We start from the raw sequence: 15,914 nt of genomic DNA, 5'->3' as shown, positions 1-15,914 counted from the left end.
TACGATGGCGCGCCGCCTTTGTCGTTGGTGCGCGTGATGGGCCTATTGCGGGCCTATTGCGCCAGCAGCAGGCTCTCCGCAAAGCCCCATTCTTCTTCGATCCACTGATGGCTGCAGACGAAGCCCGCGCCGCCAGCGACCGCCGGCATTTCCTCCGCGCGATATTTGTGGCTGCTCTCGGTCCAGATCGTTTCGCCTTGCTTGAGCGATACCGTCAACTGCGCCGCGCCGATGTGCGCCGTGACATCGCGCCTCGCTCGCAGATGCATTTCGATACTGCGCGCGTCCGGGTTGAAGCGCGCGACGTGCTCGAACGCGTCGAGCGGAAAATCGCCGTCCAGTTCGCGATTGATGCGCGCGAGCAGATTCAGGTTGAACGAGGCAGTCACGCCGATCGAATCGTCGTAGGCGGCCACCAGCACCGGCGTCGGCTTGATGAGGTCGGTGCCGAGCAGCAGCGCGTCGCCGGGCGCGAGCATGTTGCGGATATCGCGCAGAAAGCGCGTCGCCGCGAGTCTGCCGAAATTGCCGATCGTACTGCCAAGGAACAGTACGAGTAACCGTTCATCCGCCGAGCGCTGCTTGCTCACTTCGGCGAGACCGGCCAGATAATCGCGCTCATAACCGACGATCGAAATCCTCTCGATGTCGCCCAACTCGCGCCTGCACAATTGCAATGCGCTGCGCGAAATTTCAATCGGGCAGTAAGAAGTGGGGCGTTTTTTACACAGTGCTTCAAGAATGCGCCGCGTTTTACGGCCGCTGCCGCTGCCGAGTTCGGCGACGGTCACGTCATGCGGAAGGTGCTCGACGATGTCCGCCGCATGCTTCGCGAGCAGGCGTTCCTCCGCGCGCGTCACGCCGTATTCGGGCAGTACGGTAATCACTTCAAAGAGGGCGGAGCCCACTTCGTCGTACAGATACTTCGACGGCAACTCTTTCTGCGGTGTGTGGACGAGTCCGGCACGCACATCGGCGGCGAAGGCGGAGCGAAGATCGGGTGACGCGTCGTGCGAGAGGGCTGGCTGGGTCATGCTGGCTCCAGTAGTCACATTCGGATGAGCGGGATTGCTTGGCGGGCGGCGGCATGCGCGGTGAAACGCTGGTGATGCATGCCGTGGGAGAGAAGGCTGGCTGGTCCGTTGGACTACCTGTGCCGGCCCGGCTCGGTGCTGCTGCGAAAGCTGTTGCGGACTACGTTGCAAACAGCGTGCAAGACTTCTTTAGCAAGATTCGCGCTTGCGTCGCCAGAAGCGACGCTATCGAGGCGTTGTCGATTGAAACAGCGAAGACAGCGCGGGCTCGACTGGCGCGCGTGAAAGTTATGTTCTAGTGCATCGGCGCGCGATGCGCACGGACAAATTGTAGCGAGGCGACGGAAAGTCCGCAGACGCCCGCAACGGACAACCCGTCTAGAATGCTGGCTTGCCGTGCCGTTTGAAAATGAAAACGCAGCGCTTGTCTGATTCGCACTGCCCGCTTGTGAGATCACTTCCAATGACAATAATCAACGCCGCGCGAGCCAATGCTGCGCTGCAAACCACGGTGCCGATGCTCGCGTTGAACGCCGGAACATCTCTGCAACAGGCCGCGCAATGAACCAGTACGACCCCAGGCGCGGGATTGCGTTGTCCATCGGCGCGTCGGCGATGTTTGCTTTACTGTCCGCCTACGCAACGTTGCTCGCGCCGTTGAGCGGGCTCGATATCTTTGCGTGGCGCATCGTATGGACCGTGCCGGGCGCGCTGCTGCTCGTCACGTTGCGCAAGCGCCTGCCGATTCTGCGCCGGCTTGTTTACCGGATGGTGACCGAGCCGAAGCTCGGCGTGGCGATGATCGCGAGCGCGGCTTTGCTCGGCGTGCAACTGTGGGTGTTTCTCTGGGCGCCGCTGCATGGCCGGATGCTCGAAGTGTCGCTCGGCTATTTCCTGCTGCCGCTGGCGATGGTGCTGGTGGGCCGCTTCTACTATCACGAACGCCTCGACGGATTGCAGTGGCTCGCGGTGGTTTGCGCGGCGGCGGGCGTCGGCCACGAACTGTGGATGACCGGTGCGTTTTCGTGGCCGACGTTGCTCGTCGCACTCGGCTATCCACCGTACTTCGCGTTGCGCCGCAAGATCAATGAAGATTCGCTCGCGATGTTCACGATGGAAATGGCGCTACTGTTGCCAGTGGCATTCGTGTTCATCCTCATCGGCGGGTCGCTGGCGATGATCGCCGGCCGCGTCGACATGTGGTGCTTGCTGTTGCCGGGCCTCGGCGCATTGAGCACGATTGCGCTGGCGTCGTATCTGAAGGCGAGCCGTTTGTTGCCGGTCGCGCTGTTCGGCATTCTCGGTTATGTCGAACCGGTGTTGCTCGTGCTGGTGTCGATCACATTGCTCGGCGAAACACTGAGCGCCGCGCAATTGGCGACTTATATCCCGATCTGGATTGCGGTCGCGTTGACGGCCTTGCATAGCGTTCGCCTGGTTCGGCTGGCGCCGAACTGAGTGGCGCCCGGCAATCAGCGATGCGCCGTCGCACGGTCCGCGTTGATACGCGTCGGCCCGACCTGCGCGTCGATCGCTTCGCGCAGATCGGGCCGCCACCCGACGCCGAACAACGCTTCCGCGAGCACGAACAGCGGTCCGATCAAGAGGCCGATCACGTCGTCGACGAAGGCCGGTTTGCGGTGCTCGTACGCCACGTGACCGATGAACTGGAACCCCCAGCCGATCACGAACAGACCGATGCCGGTGGCGAGCCAGGCAATCGTGGATTGGGCGGCGAGCCACTCGCCGAACGCGACGCACGCTGCCGACACGCACGCCATCATCACGCCGAGCGGCACATCGAGCACGAGGTAGTAGACAGTTGCCACGGTGAACAACAGCCACGCCGCCGACAACGTCAACGGCAGTGCGCCCAGCGTGAAAGCGGGACGGCTCAGCAACACGGCCAGCGCGAGCACGATCAGCGGAATGCCGATGAAGTGCGTGGCGATATTGCGCCGGTCGCGATGGTAAGCCGCGTATTGCGTCAGTTGTTGCGTCAGCGTTCTCATGGATGCCGTTCCTCCGTCGAAGTCAGCATAATCGCGGGCAGCGGAATTTCAAACCATCGGGTAGCCGACATTCGCGTACGGATGCGGTCCTATGACTGTGAGATTTTCATCGAATGAGCTTGCCGCGCGGCTTGAACGCAGTGCGTGGTTCCGCTCGGCGCCGGGCGCGCTGCAAGTGCAGTTGGTTGAAGCGGGGCGCGTCGAGCGTCTTGCCGCCGGGCAACGGCTCTTTTCGCGCGGCGATGCCGACGACGGCCTTTATTGCGTGCTCGACGGTCTGATGAGAATCGGCGCGGCCAGTTCGGCGGGCAAGGAGGCGCTGCTCGCCGTCATCGAACCGGTGAACTGGTTCGGCGAGATCGCGCTGTTCGACAACCGTCCGCGAACCCACGACGCGTATGCCGAGCGCGATGCCGAGCTGTTTCACGTGCCGCGCGCCGCGCTGGCCGCATTGCTCGAACGCATGCCGGCGTGGTGGCATGTGTTCGGTTTGCTCCTCACGCAGAAGCTGCGCCTTGCGTTCGATGCCATCGAGGAAGCCGCGCTGCTGCCTGCCGCGCAGCGCGTCGCGCGCCGGTTGTTGCTGATGGCGGGCGGCTACGGCGAACTCGGCACATTTCGGCGCGTCCTCAAAGTGCCGCAGGAAGATCTGGCGATGATGCTCGCGTTGTCCAGGCAGACGATCAACCAGGTGTTGAAGCAGTTCGAAACGCAAGGTGCGTTGAAGCTGGGCTACGCCGAGATCGAAATTGCCGATGTGCGCAAGCTCGGCGCGCTGGCGGATCTGGAGATTGGGCCGCTGCCGTCGCCAGACTGAGGGGCTTTCTCAAGATCACGCTTCGCGGCGCAAACCTGCTGCCGAACGGCAACGCGCTAAGTCATCGTGCTGGCGAATTCGGCGCGCAAATCCTGCAACCTGTCGCGCGCGATGCTCAGCCGCCCGACGAGTTGCGCCGACGCGCGCGTAATCGGCATGCGCGTTTCGTCGCTGAGCGAATGATCGAAAGCCAGCATCGCCTTGATCGCGGACGGATTCGGCGCGGCAAACAGCAGGCGCAATACCGGCAAGAGGCTCGCGAACAGATGCCGCGCATCCATGTCGTGGCCGCTCAGGACCGACTCCCTCAACGTGATCAGCAGATCCGCGCACACATGTGCGCTCGCCAGAATGCCGCCTGTGCCGCCGTGCTCCAGACACGCGTCGAAGGCTTCGTCGGTGCCGCATAGCAGGTTGATCGGCAGGCCGCTCAGCCGCGCGAAGTGCGCCTTCACGCACTCCTTGATCGCGACGATGTTCTCGCATTCGACAAGCCGCGCGACTGTGTCCGGCTCGATCGTCACGCCGGTTCGATGCGGCACGTTGTATAGAACGATAGGGCGCTCGGTGGCATGCGCGGCCTGCTCGAAATGCCATTGCACACCGGCCTGATCGGGACACACGTACGACGGCGCCGAGACCAGATAGCCCGCGCAGTCCCAGCGTTCATAGCGTTGCATCTCGTGCAGTACGTCGTGCGTATTCGATCCGCCGACACCGATCAGCATCGGCAGGCGCGAGCCGATCACCTCGCTCAATGCGTGCAGAACGCTGATGCGCTCGGCTTGCGAGAGCAACGCGGCTTCGCCCGTCGTGCTCAGCGCGACGAAACCGCTGATCTCCGTATGCAGGTAGTAATCCGCGAGGCCCTGCAATGCGTCGATATCGACTTCGCCATTGCGCAGCGGTGTGACGATTGGCAACCAGATACCCGAGAACATGATCAGCGCGCCTTCGCGACGCTGGCGCGGCGCTTCAACGGTCCGATCATCGCGGCGGGGACGGTCGAGATCAGCGTATGCAGCGTGAAGTCGAGGTCCTCGGACGCAATGTCGAGTTGCACGGAAACCGCTTTCCGCGACGCGTGCGTACTGACGACATACACGCCAAGCGGCGAGTGAAGCAGTGCGCGTAATTGCGTACCGGCGTGATCGTGCAACGGGTGGGGCAGCGTGACCTGCAGCAGCGCGCGTGCGGACGGAAAGGGAATGACGTTGTTGTGTTGGACCGGCGACGGCTTAGACGACTGCTTGAGCGATTGCGTGGCGAAGTCGTCGATTGATTGCGTGAGTGCCATGTGATGTGGCGTTCGTTGACGCCATGGTTGATCAGGACAGTTGCAGATTAGACTTCCGCTCGTAAACGCCGCGCAAAAATTGATGCGTTCGCTGAAAAAATCACGCGGGCGCAATGTGCATGTATCTGCTTGAACGCTGGCTCGTGCGCTTCGCGAAGAAAGTCGCCAGCAAAGTCGCAAGGAACGCGCGCATAAAAAAGCCGCTCCGAGGAGCGGCTTTGGAGAGCGGACGGGCCCGCGGCCCGCCTCAGCATCAATCGTCCAGCAGCGACAGGTCGCGCACCGCGCCCTTGTCAGCCGACATGACCAGCTTCGCATACGCCTTGAGAGCAGCGGACACCTTGCGCGGACGCTGCTTGGCGGGCTTCCATCCCTTGGCGTTCTGCTCCTCGCGGCGGCGCGCGAGTTCCTCATCGGACAGCAGCACGTCGATCGTGCGGTTCGGAATGTCGATGCGGATCTTGTCGCCGTCGCGCACGAGGCCGATGGCGCCGCCGGCTGCCGCCTCAGGCGAGCAGTGGCCGATGGACAGGCCCGAGGTGCCGCCGGAGAAGCGTCCATCCGTCAGCAGCGCGCACGCTTTGCCGAGACCCTTTGACTTGATGTAGCTCGTGGGGTAGAGCATTTCCTGCATACCGGGGCCGCCCTTCGGGCCTTCGTAGCGAACGATCACGATGTCGCCGGCCTTGACCTTGTCCGCGAGGATGTTCTCGACCGCTTCGTCCTGCGATTCGGTGACGTGAGCCGTGCCCTCGAACACGAGGATGCTTTCGTCCACGCCGGCGGTCTTCACGACGCAGCCGTCGAGCGCGATGTTGCCGGTCAGCACGGCGAGGCCGCCTTCTTTGGAGAACGCATGTTCGTAGGAGCGGATGCAGCCCTCGGCGCGATCCAGGTCCAGGCTAGGCCAGCGCGCGTTCTGGCTGAACGCCACCTGCGTGGGAACGCCGCCGGGGCCGGCCATATAGAAGGTCTTGACGGCTTCGTCCTGGGTGCGGGTGATGTCCCACTGATCCAGCGCGTCCTTCAGCGTGGCGGCGTGCACGGTGGGCACGTTCGTGTGCAGCTTGCCGGCGCGATCCAGCTCGCCGAGGATCGCCATGATGCCGCCCGCGCGGTGCACGTCTTCGATGTGATACTTGTTGGTGTTGGGCGCCACCTTGCACAGCTGCGGCACGATGCGCGAGAGGCGATCGATGTCGGTCATCGTGAAGTCGATTTCCGCTTCGCGCGCGATTGCCAGCAGGTGCAGAATCGTGTTGGTCGAGCCGCCCATCGCGATGTCCAGCGTCATCGCGTTTTCGAACGCCTTGAAACCCACCGCGCGCGGCAGGATCGACGCCTGCTCCTGCTCGTAGTACTGGCGGGCCAGTTCGACGATGCGGCGGCCAGCGCGCTTGAAGAGCTGCTCGCGGTCCGCGTGCGTGGCCACCACCGTGCCGTTGCCGGGCAGCGAGAGGCCCAGTGCCTCGGTGAGGCAGTTCATCGAGTTGGCCGTGAACATGCCCGAGCACGAGCCGCATGTCGGGCAGGCGGAGCGCTCCACTTCGGCGACGTCGGCGTCGGAATAGGCTGAGTCGGCGGCAATCACCATGGCGTCCACCAGGTCGAGCTTCTTGAACTCGAGCGTCTTGGTGGCGGGATTGGCGAGACGCGTCTTGCCGGCTTCCATCGGGCCGCCGGACACGAAGATCACGGGGATGTTGAGCCGCATCGCGGCCATCAGCATGCCGGGGGTGATCTTGTCGCAGTTGGAGATGCACACCATCGCGTCGGCGCAGTGCGCATTGACCATGTATTCCACCGAGTCCGCGATGATGTCGCGGCTCGGCAGCGAATACAGCATGCCGTCGTGGCCCATCGCGATGCCGTCATCGACCGCGATGGTGTTGAATTCCTTGGCGACGCCGCCGGCAGCCTCGATCTCGCGTGCGACGAGCTGACCCAGATCCTTCAGGTGCACATGGCCGGGCACGAACTGGGTGAACGAATTGACCACCGCAATGATCGGCTTGGAAAAGTCTTCGTCTTTCATGCCGGTGGCGCGCCACAGCGAGCGCGCCCCCGCCATGTTGCGGCCGGCGGTGGAGGTTTTGGAACGGTATGCGGGCATTGTGGTTGGTAATGAAATATCGCAGAAAGGAAGCGGGCCACGGGAATAAAGGCCCTTCGAGCGCCCGTGCGAACAACCTTTTGAGCCGCGCTCTGGGCAAGCCGGGGATTATCCCATACCCCTCGGGCCCGTGCTGCGGACGGGCTCCGCGCAGCGCTGTCAGCCATGCATTCATTCAGAAGCGCCACTTTCTCCCCAGTTGGACGAAGAACGAAAAAAGGCGAGTCATGCGACTCGCCTCCCTGAACGGCACGGTTCGGCTTCGATTATCTAACCATGCGTGGCCGCTGCATGCCGAAACCGATCACGTGTTATTGCGTCTTTGTCGTGTCGGTTTGTGCGCCGTCGGCTTTTGCCGGGGCATTGCTGGCCTCTTTCGCGCTCTCCGTTTTAGCCTTCGTGGTGCCTGTTTCGGATGCGGTCTTCTTCACGGCTTTGTGTGCTTTGGCGGTGTGCGCGGCGGACGTCTTTTTCACATGCGCCTTCGTCGTCTTGGCCGGAGTCTTCGTGGCGGCTGCGCCTTCGTCCGTCGCGCCGGTTTGCACGGCGGTGCTCGCCTTCAGATTCGCTTGCCCTTCGCTCTGCATTTGCGCGGGCTGTGCGGGTTGCGCCGCGGACGGTGCGGCCGTTTGAGCAAATGCGGTCGACACGAGCAAAGCGGAAGCGAGAGCGGCGAAAAGCGTCTTCATGGTGTGACTCCTGGTTGAACCGGTGGATTCTTGTGTCGCGACTGAATTTTTTCAGCGCTGCCGGTTTAACGTGGATCGGAGGACAGGAGTTGACGCTGCTCTGGTGACAAAACGTAACTGCCGAAACATATCGATGTACTGAATCAACGTGACGCGTCGAGGTATGCGCGAGGGGAGTGCGTTCGCGTTGAAATGAAGCGATGTGCGCGGGTGGTGAAGGTGAGACAGAAGATGAAAAGCGAAGGCGAGAAGCTCTCCCGCCTTCGCATCACATGCGTTTGACTAGAGCATCACTGAAACGGATTCTGCACGACGCCGGGTTTCGCATCCGGCTCGTCTTTCACCTTCGCGGGCAGATTCGATTGCGCCTGCAAGCTGGCGACGATCGCATCCACCGCCTCTTTCAGCGCAAGCGCCGCCTTCAGTCCGCGCTGATCCTGCGTCAGTTCCAATGTGCCGTTCAACACCACACGCGTGGTGCCGTTGCTCACCGTGAGCGCGTCGCCCTGAATGTTGAGCACGTCGTCATCGTTCGAATAGGGTTTAAACACCTTTCAGTCCTCCCGGTCGCTGGTCCTTGAGGTTTTCCGGAATGCCCGGAAAACGGATGCCTGATGCTGCTTCGAGTTCGTGAATCGTCCTGATGTCGTAACGATTGGTCGAGACATTGTCCACCACCACTGCGAACGCCAACTGCCGCGACGGCACGTAGACGGCCTTGAACAACTGCGTCGGCACGAACACACGCGTCGGCCCGATGGTCTGCAACTGCTGGCCGTTGAAGATCGGCCCGGTGACCACGTAGGTGTCGTCGTAGGACAGCGCGATCTTGCGCACCGACGTTTCGATGCGCGACCACAGCCGTTGGTTGTTGTCGCGATTCTGCGGCACGATGTTGGCGAGCGAGAACGATTGTGCCATCGCCTGCTGATTCCAGCGGTTGCCCGCCGGACTCATATGGCCGCGATCGAAGCCGCTGCGCTTGTAGTCCGCGAGTGTTGCGCCTTCGCCTTCGGGCAGGCGCGGGTCTTCGAAAAACTTGTTGGTGCGCACCATGTCTTTGGCGGCTTCGATATGGTCGCGCGTCAGATGTTCGGCGGACCATAGCGGCCCGTGCGTGATGCCCGAATGCAGAACCGCGAAATCGCTATAGCAAAGCATGCGCGCTTTCGGCGCCATCTTCTGATTGCTCAGAACGGGCCATTGCGCATTGGGGGTGAACTGGGTACACGAGGGCGCCGCGCTCGCGTGCGCGGCAACGGCGAATAACAGGCAGGCAAGCCACTTCTTCATGTGTCGGTCGTTCGAAGGATGGGGGCGCAAGTATAGCGTCGCGAGCCTGTATCGAGCGACCTGAAATGCAGGGCGGATACAAGGAAGAAAGCAAAGCAGGCGAATGACCCGTCGCAATGAAAACGACACGGGCGTGCGGCGAAGGCAAGCACGCAAAAAGAAAGCGCGCAAAAAAACGGGCCGCTTTGCAGCGACCCTAATGCGTGGACTTTTGACTCTACTCACGCATGCTTAAGATTGGCTTAAATGCGTGCAATGCAGAATCAAAATGTGCGGCGTACCGCACGAACGAATTTGCTCACTCGAGCGAACGCGTTCTCGCGGATGGAATTTTCGACCGATTAAAAACCGGCTGCGGAAATAAAGCTGAAACCTAATTACCGAATACGCTGTTTTCGGCGCGTACCGTTTGACGGTCGACGGCTTGCAGGCGCCAGAAGCCGTTAGCCTGCGCATGCGTCGGCAGGGCGGTCCAGGCGGCCGCGCCTTGTGCCGCGCTCACGCGTTGTTTGCGGTCGACGTGCAAGCCGCGCAGCGTGCACAGCGGCGCATCCGCGCTGGGCGCGCAGAGCGTGGTCACGCCGTCCTCGTCGTGCAATTCGCCCCACGGGGGCAGATCGATCCCTTGATGTGCCTCTCTCGACCACCGGTGCTGCTCGGTGTCGAGCCACAGCACAGCGTAATCGTGGCTAACGGTGGGATCGGAACCGTTGATCAGGATGGTCAGTCGCATAGCAGTCCCGTACAAATTGCGAAGTCAATGCTTTATCAGTCTATGCCGCAACGCGCTTTATGCAAGACAAAAGCTGACGGCTATCCTGCGTGAAAAAGGCGCACATCCGACTCGCCCGCCTGTACGATAGCCGTCGTCACTTCGACGTTCGCGGAGGTGTGCGATGTTGCGTCGGTTCCTGCTCTTCACGGTGTTGGCGATCTGCCTGAGCGCGACGGCGCCGTTAGGTTTCGCGGCGGATAGCGTGCCGTTCGCCGCACCGGCGCCGGTCGTCTATGTAGCCGATTTCGATCTGGACGTGGCCAACGTGACGCCGGACAGCGGCCCGGGGCAACACGTGCGTCGGTTGCGCGGTTTGCTGCCGAGCGGACCTGGACCGATGGGGCAGGACAAGAATCCGCAGGAGCATGCGCAGCACATCGTGAACGAGATGGCGGACGCGCTGACGGAAGACTTGAGGAAAGGCGGCGTCGACGCGCGCCGTATCACGCCGGGGCAGCCATTGCCGGTCGTCGGTTGGCAAGTGCGCGGCGTGTTTCTGAGCGTCGACGAGGGCAATCGCCTGCGGCGCGCGATCGTCGGCCTTGGCGCCGGTCAGAACGACATTCAGGTGGCGGTGTCGTGCGACAACCTGAGCGCCGCCGATTTGCCGCCGCTCTACCAGACGATCGAAGAAGCCGGCGGCAAGACCATGCCGGGCGCGGCGATCAAGCTGAATCCTTATGTGATCGCGGCGAAGTTCGTGATGGCGGGCGGCGACGAGAAGAAGACGATCAACAAGACCGCGCAGGACATCTCGGATGCGGTGATCGCCAAGCTGCATGCCGCAGCGCAGTAGGCCGCGGTGTCGCGAACGGCGCTTGCGAGGGCGTCACAGCCGGCGGACCGATCCATCGGGATACACCGGCCGCCAGCGCGCACCAACCTAGCCGATCTGAACGCTCAGGCGAGATCCAGCGGTGCCGTCAAATCCCCTGGCGGCGCGAGGCCATTGCTCGCAAACGCGCGATCCCGCGCGACCACGCCGTCGAGCGGCGCCAATCCATGCACGCGGCTGATGAAGCGAAGAATCGAGTTGGTGTCGTACACCGTGTGATCGACATACCCCTTCTTCGCTAGCGGCGAAATCACCAGCGCCGGAATTCGCGACCCCGGACCCCAGCGATCGCCCTTGGGCGGCGCAACTGGATCCCACCAGCCGCCGTTTTCATCGACCGTGACGATCACGACGGTATTCGCCCACTGCGGGCCGCGCTGAATATGCTCGACCAGGGTGGCAATGTGACGGTCGCCCGATTCGACGTCTGCGTAACCCGCGTGCATGTTCAGATCGCCTTGCGGCTTGTAGAACGTGACGGCGGGCAACCTGCCCGCATCGATATCCGCGATCAGACGGTTCGACGACGCGTCGTTGCCGAGCCCCGCATCGCGCAGATGCCTGCGCCGCGCGGCCGTGCCCGGCGCGTAGTTCGCGAAGTAGTTGAACGGCTGGTGGTGATACTGGAAGTCGGGCACCGCGCCGGTGTCCTGATGCTCCAGCGCGTATTGCCACGCGCCGCTGTACCACGCCCAGTCGACACCCTTGTCGGTCAGCCGGTCGCCGATCGTCGCGTAATGCTGCGGCGTCAGCACGCGCGGATTGGACAGATCGGCGAAGGCCGGATCACCGCCCTCGGCCGGGCGCACGTTGCTCGGCTGATAGGGCGGCGCCATCGTGTTGACCGCGTAGCCGTCGGCGGTGAACAGGCCGTCGTTGACGAATTTCGGCGGACCGTCGAGCGCGGACGCAGGCGAATCCGCCGCCTGCTTCAGGCGGGTGCCGGCCGGATCGTCGCCTTCCACCACTGAAACCAGCTTCTTCACCGGACTGTTGTGGACGTCCGGATAGAACGGCGCCTGCGCGGAGATCAGAAAGATGTGGTTCAGCCACGAGCCGCCGAAAGCCGCCATGAAGAAGTTGTCGCACAGCGTGTACTGCTGCGCGAGATTCCACAGACGCAGCGAATCGGCGGAGTTGCGGTAATGGCCCATCACGAGGCCGCCGGAATCGCCCCACGCCGCGAACTGGTTGTTGCGTCCGGCGTTGATCTGCATCTGGTTCTGATAGAAGCGATGCACCAGGTCGCGCGTGATCACGCCGGTCGGCAGCGGCGCGCCGTGCGCGTCGGCGATCCGGAAAGGGCGGTTGTGCAGATGGTCGAGATCGTTCTGGCCGATCATGTAGCGCCGGCCGTCGACTTCCTGCGCTTGCGGCACGAGCCCGCCCCAGATGGCCGGCAAGCGCGGTAGCGGCGTCTTGCCGTCGCGGTCGAGTTGCAGGTAGCGCTCGGCGCTCACGGCGTCGAGCGGATGCTGGACGCCCGGGAAGTTGCCGTACAGATTCGCGAAGCTGCGATTCTCGGCGTAGATCACCACGATGTGTTTGACCTGATCGTGCAGCGCGGCGTCGAGCCGCAAGTCGGCGGCGCTGCGCGGCGGCGCGTTGCTCGCCGCGCTCTGTTCGGTCTTGCAGCCGGTCAACGCGAGGCCGAGGCCGACCGCCGCGAGACCGGTCAGGACACGGCGGCGTTCGGGATCGTCGGGAGCGTTGTGGTCGTCGTTGGGCGGGAGGCTGGAATCGTGGTCGGTCATCGGCAGGTTCCGAAGTTTGCGTAGCGGGCGCGTGAGTGCGGCACGGAGGTGGCGCGCCCGTCACCGGTTGCGGATTCGAAGAGGCCGGCGGGCCTCGCGGGTTAAGGCAGCCGACGCTTCACGCGCCAACTGTTGTGCGTTGCGTCGACGGCGAGCAGTAGCCAGTGCCGCGCATCCACGGGATGACGCTTTTGTGTCGCATAACCGTCGACGGTCAATTCGAGTTCGTCATGCGCGCGCAGATTGCAGGTGGCACGCGCACCGGAGCCGTCCGCGAATTCGACGACCGCGGCGGCTCCGCGGGCCGGCTCGGGCAGATGCGCGATGCGTACCGCGCAGCCCGGATAAAGATGCGAGTCGGCAACCTTGATCTGAATGGAATCGGACATGGCGTGGCCTCCATACGCTTGGGCGCAGCGAGAACGCGGCCGAGACGCTGGGGCCGCGCAAATGGACCGGATCAAAGCATAGCACCGCGCGTCCTGGTGGCAGCGCAGCAAAAGTGAGGTTGGCCGCGCATTGCGCGCGGCGCGCCGCAACGCGAGCGATTACGACTCCTGTTTCGATTGGGTGTGCGCCGGTTTCGGGAGTCTCACTGCTGCATATGAGGCGCGCATTTTTTGTCGGTCGGCGCGTCCTTGCAGGCACCGGGCGGCGCGATGAGTGAGCGCCGTACGCTTCGCGCTATCATGCTGATCTGACCATGACGAACAGCAGAAAACGGCAGCCAAGATGGCAAAAGAAGAGCAGACAGGAGCGGGACGCAAGCCCACGAGGCCGCGCGGGGCGGGCGTTTCAGCTTCACGCGACGAAACGGCGTCGCCCGGGGCGGACAGCGCCCAAGCCACCGCTTCCACCGATTCCACCGACGAAGAGAGCGTCGGCGGATCGACTTATCTGGTGCCGGGCCTCGAACGCGGCCTGCGCATCCTCGCTGAATTCAGCGCGCGCGAGCCGGTGCTCGGCGCGCCCGAATTGTCGAAGCGGATCGGCATTCCGCGCACCACCACCTTCCGCCTGTTGCAGACGCTCGAAGCGCTCGGCTTTCTCGAACGCGTCAACGGCGACCGCTATTTCCGCCTGAGCGTCGCGGTGCTGCGGCTTGGCTTCGAATACCTGAGTTCGCTCGAACTGACCGATGTCGGCACGCCGATTCTCGAACGCCTGCGCGACGTCACCGGCCTGAGCACGCATCTGCTAATCCGCGATCAGCGCGACGTGGTGTTCGTCGCCAAAGCGCAAACCCGCGAACCGATGTTCAGTTCCGTGAAGGTGCACGTCGGCACGCGTTTGCCCGCCCACGCAACGGTGCATGGCCAGGTGCTGATGGGCGATTTGAGCTTCGAGGAATTGCGCCAGTTGTATCCCGAGCCGCAACTCGAACGGTTCACTGAACGCACGCCAACCACCGTCGAAGAATTGTATGGAAGAGTGCGCGAAAGCGCGGCGCTCGGCTATGCGCTGAGCGAGGCGTCGTTCGAGCGTGGTATTTCGGTAGTGAGCGCGCCGGTGCGCGAGCAAAGCGGCAAGATCGCGGCCGCGTTGACCGTGACAATTCCGCGTTCGGATATCGGCGAAGCCGAGGAACGCGAGCCGCTCATCATCGCCGTTTGCCAGGCAGCGCTTGAACTGTCCGAGCGACTCAGCTACCGGCCGCGGCCGGATGATGCGACCGCCGCCCAGGCGCGTCGCAAGCCGGTCGCAGCAAGCTGATCCGGCCTTTGGCGTAAGTGTTGTTGCATTACGTTGTTTCGCGAGTCCGGCTGCGTGCGCAGCCGGGCTCGTTTGCCTTATACCGTCATCAGCTGAAAGCCTCCGAAGCTCAGAACGAGTGATGGATGCCAGTCAGCACGATCGTCTGATTCCGGCCACTCGACACACCCGCGGTAAAGAACGCAGCGTTCGTGTCCGAACCCGCGCGCTGATACAGCGCATTCACATACAACTGCGTCGACTTCGACAGCGCATAGATATCGCCGATCATGAACTGAGTCCAGCGATGTCCTGCCAGCGTCGTGGTCGCGGCGCCGCCGGCCACCGTGTTGAACGGCGTGAACTGATAATTCGCGCCCGCGTCGTAGCTCTGGAACGTGTCCGAGTGTCCCGCCGACTCCAGCTTCACGCGGGTGTACAGCGCGTGCACCAGCAGCTTGCCAAACTGGTACGACGCGCCCGCGCCCATGTTCTGCACCTTGTCCGCGACATAAGTCGCGGCGGGCACGCCCTGGAACGTGGTGATGCCGGTGGTGACGATCGACGGCGTGCGGTCGTGCTCGTCCGAATACGCCGCGCCGGCCTTGAACGGGCCATTCGCATAACTAAGGGCAAAGCTCAGCGTTCTGCCGGTCGCGAAGTTGGTCGTGTTGCCCAGGCCCATCATCGCGCCGAACGAGAAGCCGCCAAAACTCGCGGAACGGAATTTCGCCGAGTTGTCGAACGGCACCACGCTGGTGTCGGCCAGCGAGTCGATGTTGCCCGGGTGGAACGCATACCAGCTGGCGGCCTGATATGCGGTGCTCAACGGACCCAGCACGTCGAAGCTGAACGGCGTCTGATGGCCGAACGTGAGCGTGCCGATCTTGTCCGAACCAAGGCCGACGAACGCCTGACGATTGAACAGCACGCCTGGTTTAGCGAACGCTCCGGTGTTCGTATAAAAGCCGTTCTCAAGCTGGAAAACCGCCTTCAGGCCGCCGCCCAGATCTTCCACGCCCTTCAGGCCCCAGCGGTCGGGCTGCATGTTGCCCTGCTCCTGAATCCACCTGGAACTGCCGCCGACGTTGCTGATATACGCGACACCGGCATCCAGGCTGCCGTAGAGCGTCACACTGCTCTGCGCCCAGGCGCCCGTCGTTGCGCAGATTGCCGTCAAGCCGGCCGCAATGATGTGCTTCACCGTTGGTTCTCCTGATCACACGACAATCGGCGCGGGCCGAATTCGTCGTCGCTGATCCTTGCTATGGGGTTTGAATGCAGCTTGGGTCAAGGCACCGAAGCTGTTCTATTTATGTTCCACCTATGGTCGTCTGTATCGCCTATGGAAAAGTATAGTGAGTCTGAAAGTAGTCAAAATAAATTTTCGGGCCCCGTACAAACCCGCAGAGCCCTGCTCGAATTGGTCGTGGATTTTTCGGTAAATCCAGTGCTGACAAGGCTTCACGCCATACCCCCCACGCCCGCCGGATCACGCAGTGATGTGTTGCAGAAGCCACAGTCGGTGTTTTCCCCTACCACCTCAGATTTTTATTTTTTCTCGCTGAGGCCGCTCCTATAATTATCCATACACGAACTGTTG

Annotated in this window: 17 protein-coding genes; 5 read left to right on the top strand and 12 right to left on the bottom strand. The window is 62.7% G+C overall.

All coding sequences use genetic code 11. The features are described 5' to 3' along the window. Positions 1-53 precede the first annotated feature (53 nt). Positions 54-1,034, bottom strand: a complete 981-nt coding sequence (egtD, locus tag P0D89_RS21640) for an L-histidine N(alpha)-methyltransferase (protein WP_408358655.1) — start codon at positions 1,032-1,034, stop codon at positions 54-56. Positions 1,035-1,087: 53 nt separating this feature from the next. Here egtD and P0D89_RS21635 point away from each other — a divergent pair, with 53 nt between their 5' ends. Continuing rightward, positions 1,088-1,333, top strand: a complete 246-nt coding sequence (locus P0D89_RS21635) for a hypothetical protein (protein ID WP_408358654.1) — start codon at positions 1,088-1,090, stop codon at positions 1,331-1,333. Between the two features lie 262 nt (positions 1,334-1,595). Next, positions 1,596-2,492, top strand: a complete 897-nt coding sequence (gene rarD, locus P0D89_RS21630; protein ID WP_408358653.1) for an EamA family transporter RarD — start codon at positions 1,596-1,598, stop codon at positions 2,490-2,492. 14 nt (positions 2,493-2,506) lie between these two features. Here the strand turns inward: rarD and P0D89_RS21625 are convergent, their stop codons facing one another. After that, positions 2,507-3,046 carry an Mpo1 family 2-hydroxy fatty acid dioxygenase gene (locus P0D89_RS21625; protein WP_408358652.1) on the bottom strand — a complete coding sequence of 180 codons (540 nt, stop codon included), beginning with the start codon at positions 3,044-3,046 and terminating at the stop codon, positions 2,507-2,509. A 91-nt stretch (positions 3,047-3,137) separates the two neighbouring features. Between P0D89_RS21625 and P0D89_RS21620 the strand changes: the two genes are divergently transcribed. Continuing rightward, positions 3,138-3,863 (top strand): Crp/Fnr family transcriptional regulator, encoded by a 726-nt coding sequence (locus tag P0D89_RS21620; RefSeq protein WP_408358651.1) that lies wholly within the window; start codon positions 3,138-3,140, stop codon positions 3,861-3,863. 56 nt (positions 3,864-3,919) lie between these two features. Here the strand turns inward: P0D89_RS21620 and P0D89_RS21615 are convergent, their stop codons facing one another. The 7 genes from P0D89_RS21615 to P0D89_RS21585 form a co-directional block, all read right to left on the bottom strand. After that, positions 3,920-4,804: a 4-hydroxy-tetrahydrodipicolinate synthase family protein gene (locus P0D89_RS21615; protein ID WP_408358650.1), complete on the bottom strand. Its 885-nt coding sequence runs from the start codon at positions 4,802-4,804 to the stop codon at positions 3,920-3,922. Positions 4,805-4,806: 2 nt separating this feature from the next. Then, entirely contained in the window at positions 4,807-5,160 is a 354-nt protein-coding gene (locus P0D89_RS21610; RefSeq protein ID WP_408358649.1) for a hypothetical protein, read from the bottom strand. A 253-nt stretch (positions 5,161-5,413) separates the two neighbouring features. Continuing rightward, on the bottom strand, positions 5,414-7,273 hold the full coding sequence (gene ilvD / locus P0D89_RS21605) for a dihydroxy-acid dehydratase (RefSeq protein ID WP_408358648.1): 1,860 nt from the start codon (positions 7,271-7,273) through the stop codon (positions 5,414-5,416). A 311-nt stretch (positions 7,274-7,584) separates the two neighbouring features. After that, the gene (locus P0D89_RS21600; RefSeq protein WP_408358647.1) at positions 7,585-7,962 is read right to left on the bottom strand and encodes a hypothetical protein; all 378 of its coding nucleotides are present in this window, start codon (positions 7,960-7,962) and stop codon (positions 7,585-7,587) included. 290 nt (positions 7,963-8,252) lie between these two features. After that, positions 8,253-8,513: a hypothetical protein gene (locus tag P0D89_RS21595; protein ID WP_408358646.1), complete on the bottom strand. Its 261-nt coding sequence runs from the start codon at positions 8,511-8,513 to the stop codon at positions 8,253-8,255. Beyond that, positions 8,506-9,255: a DNA/RNA non-specific endonuclease gene (locus tag P0D89_RS21590; protein WP_408358645.1), complete on the bottom strand. Its 750-nt coding sequence runs from the start codon at positions 9,253-9,255 to the stop codon at positions 8,506-8,508. Before P0D89_RS21590 ends, P0D89_RS21595 begins: the two co-directional genes overlap by 8 nt. Positions 9,256-9,628: 373 nt before the next feature. After that, positions 9,629-9,988 carry a DUF3564 domain-containing protein gene (locus tag P0D89_RS21585; protein ID WP_408358644.1) on the bottom strand — a complete coding sequence of 120 codons (360 nt, stop codon included), beginning with the start codon at positions 9,986-9,988 and terminating at the stop codon, positions 9,629-9,631. A 163-nt stretch (positions 9,989-10,151) separates the two neighbouring features. Between P0D89_RS21585 and P0D89_RS21580 the strand changes: the two genes are divergently transcribed. Then, positions 10,152-10,826: a DUF4410 domain-containing protein gene (locus P0D89_RS21580; protein ID WP_408358643.1), complete on the top strand. Its 675-nt coding sequence runs from the start codon at positions 10,152-10,154 to the stop codon at positions 10,824-10,826. Between the two features lie 104 nt (positions 10,827-10,930). Here the strand turns inward: P0D89_RS21580 and P0D89_RS21575 are convergent, their stop codons facing one another. Next, positions 10,931-12,619: an acid phosphatase gene (locus P0D89_RS21575; protein WP_408358642.1), complete on the bottom strand. Its 1,689-nt coding sequence runs from the start codon at positions 12,617-12,619 to the stop codon at positions 10,931-10,933. Between the two features lie 101 nt (positions 12,620-12,720). Further along, positions 12,721-13,008, bottom strand: a complete 288-nt coding sequence (locus tag P0D89_RS21570; RefSeq protein ID WP_408358641.1) for a hypothetical protein — start codon at positions 13,006-13,008, stop codon at positions 12,721-12,723. 343 nt (positions 13,009-13,351) lie between these two features. Between P0D89_RS21570 and P0D89_RS21565 the strand changes: the two genes are divergently transcribed. Then, complete coding sequence (locus tag P0D89_RS21565; protein ID WP_408358640.1) at positions 13,352-14,332, top strand: IclR family transcriptional regulator; 981 nt, start codon at positions 13,352-13,354, stop codon at positions 14,330-14,332. Positions 14,333-14,441: 109 nt separating this feature from the next. On the opposite strand, the gene P0D89_RS21560 is transcribed toward P0D89_RS21565, so the two are convergent. After that, positions 14,442-15,515: a porin gene (locus P0D89_RS21560; RefSeq protein ID WP_408358639.1), complete on the bottom strand. Its 1,074-nt coding sequence runs from the start codon at positions 15,513-15,515 to the stop codon at positions 14,442-14,444. Positions 15,516-15,914 lie beyond the last annotated feature (399 nt).

The organism is Paraburkholderia sp. RL18-085-BIA-A, assembly GCF_046027075.1.
Classification (GTDB): domain Bacteria; phylum Pseudomonadota; class Gammaproteobacteria; order Burkholderiales; family Burkholderiaceae; genus Paraburkholderia.
Note: the sequence above shows the minus strand (reverse complement) of the source record. Positions and strands in the feature narration are given on the sequence as shown.

Bases quoted from the DNA above. Each gene is read 5' to 3' on its own strand.
- P0D89_RS21620 (WP_408358651.1), top strand. From the start codon at position 3,138: ATGACTGTGAGATTTTCATCGAATGAGCTTGCCGCGCGGCTTGAACGC.
- P0D89_RS21580 (WP_408358643.1), top strand. From the start codon at position 10,152: ATGTTGCGTCGGTTCCTGCTCTTCACGGTGTTGGCGATCTGCCTGAGC.
- P0D89_RS21600 (WP_408358647.1), bottom strand. From the start codon at position 7,962: ATGAAGACGCTTTTCGCCGCTCTCGCTTCCGCTTTGCTCGTGTCGACC.
- P0D89_RS21585 (WP_408358644.1), bottom strand. From the start codon at position 9,988: ATGCGACTGACCATCCTGATCAACGGTTCCGATCCCACCGTTAGCCAC.
- P0D89_RS21575 (WP_408358642.1), bottom strand. From the start codon at position 12,619: ATGACCGACCACGATTCCAGCCTCCCGCCCAACGACGACCACAACGCT.
- P0D89_RS21570 (WP_408358641.1), bottom strand. From the start codon at position 13,008: ATGTCCGATTCCATTCAGATCAAGGTTGCCGACTCGCATCTTTATCCG.
- P0D89_RS21615 (WP_408358650.1), bottom strand. From the start codon at position 4,804: ATGTTCTCGGGTATCTGGTTGCCAATCGTCACACCGCTGCGCAATGGC.
- P0D89_RS21625 (WP_408358652.1), bottom strand. From the start codon at position 3,046: ATGAGAACGCTGACGCAACAACTGACGCAATACGCGGCTTACCATCGC.
- P0D89_RS21610 (WP_408358649.1), bottom strand. From the start codon at position 5,160: ATGGCACTCACGCAATCAATCGACGACTTCGCCACGCAATCGCTCAAG.
- P0D89_RS21590 (WP_408358645.1), bottom strand. From the start codon at position 9,255: ATGAAGAAGTGGCTTGCCTGCCTGTTATTCGCCGTTGCCGCGCACGCG.
- P0D89_RS21565 (WP_408358640.1), top strand. From the start codon at position 13,352: ATGGCAAAAGAAGAGCAGACAGGAGCGGGACGCAAGCCCACGAGGCCG.
- egtD (WP_408358655.1), bottom strand. From the start codon at position 1,034: ATGACCCAGCCAGCCCTCTCGCACGACGCGTCACCCGATCTTCGCTCC.
- rarD (WP_408358653.1), top strand. From the start codon at position 1,596: ATGAACCAGTACGACCCCAGGCGCGGGATTGCGTTGTCCATCGGCGCG.
- P0D89_RS21635 (WP_408358654.1), top strand. From the start codon at position 1,088: ATGCGCGGTGAAACGCTGGTGATGCATGCCGTGGGAGAGAAGGCTGGC.
- ilvD (WP_408358648.1), bottom strand. From the start codon at position 7,273: ATGCCCGCATACCGTTCCAAAACCTCCACCGCCGGCCGCAACATGGCG.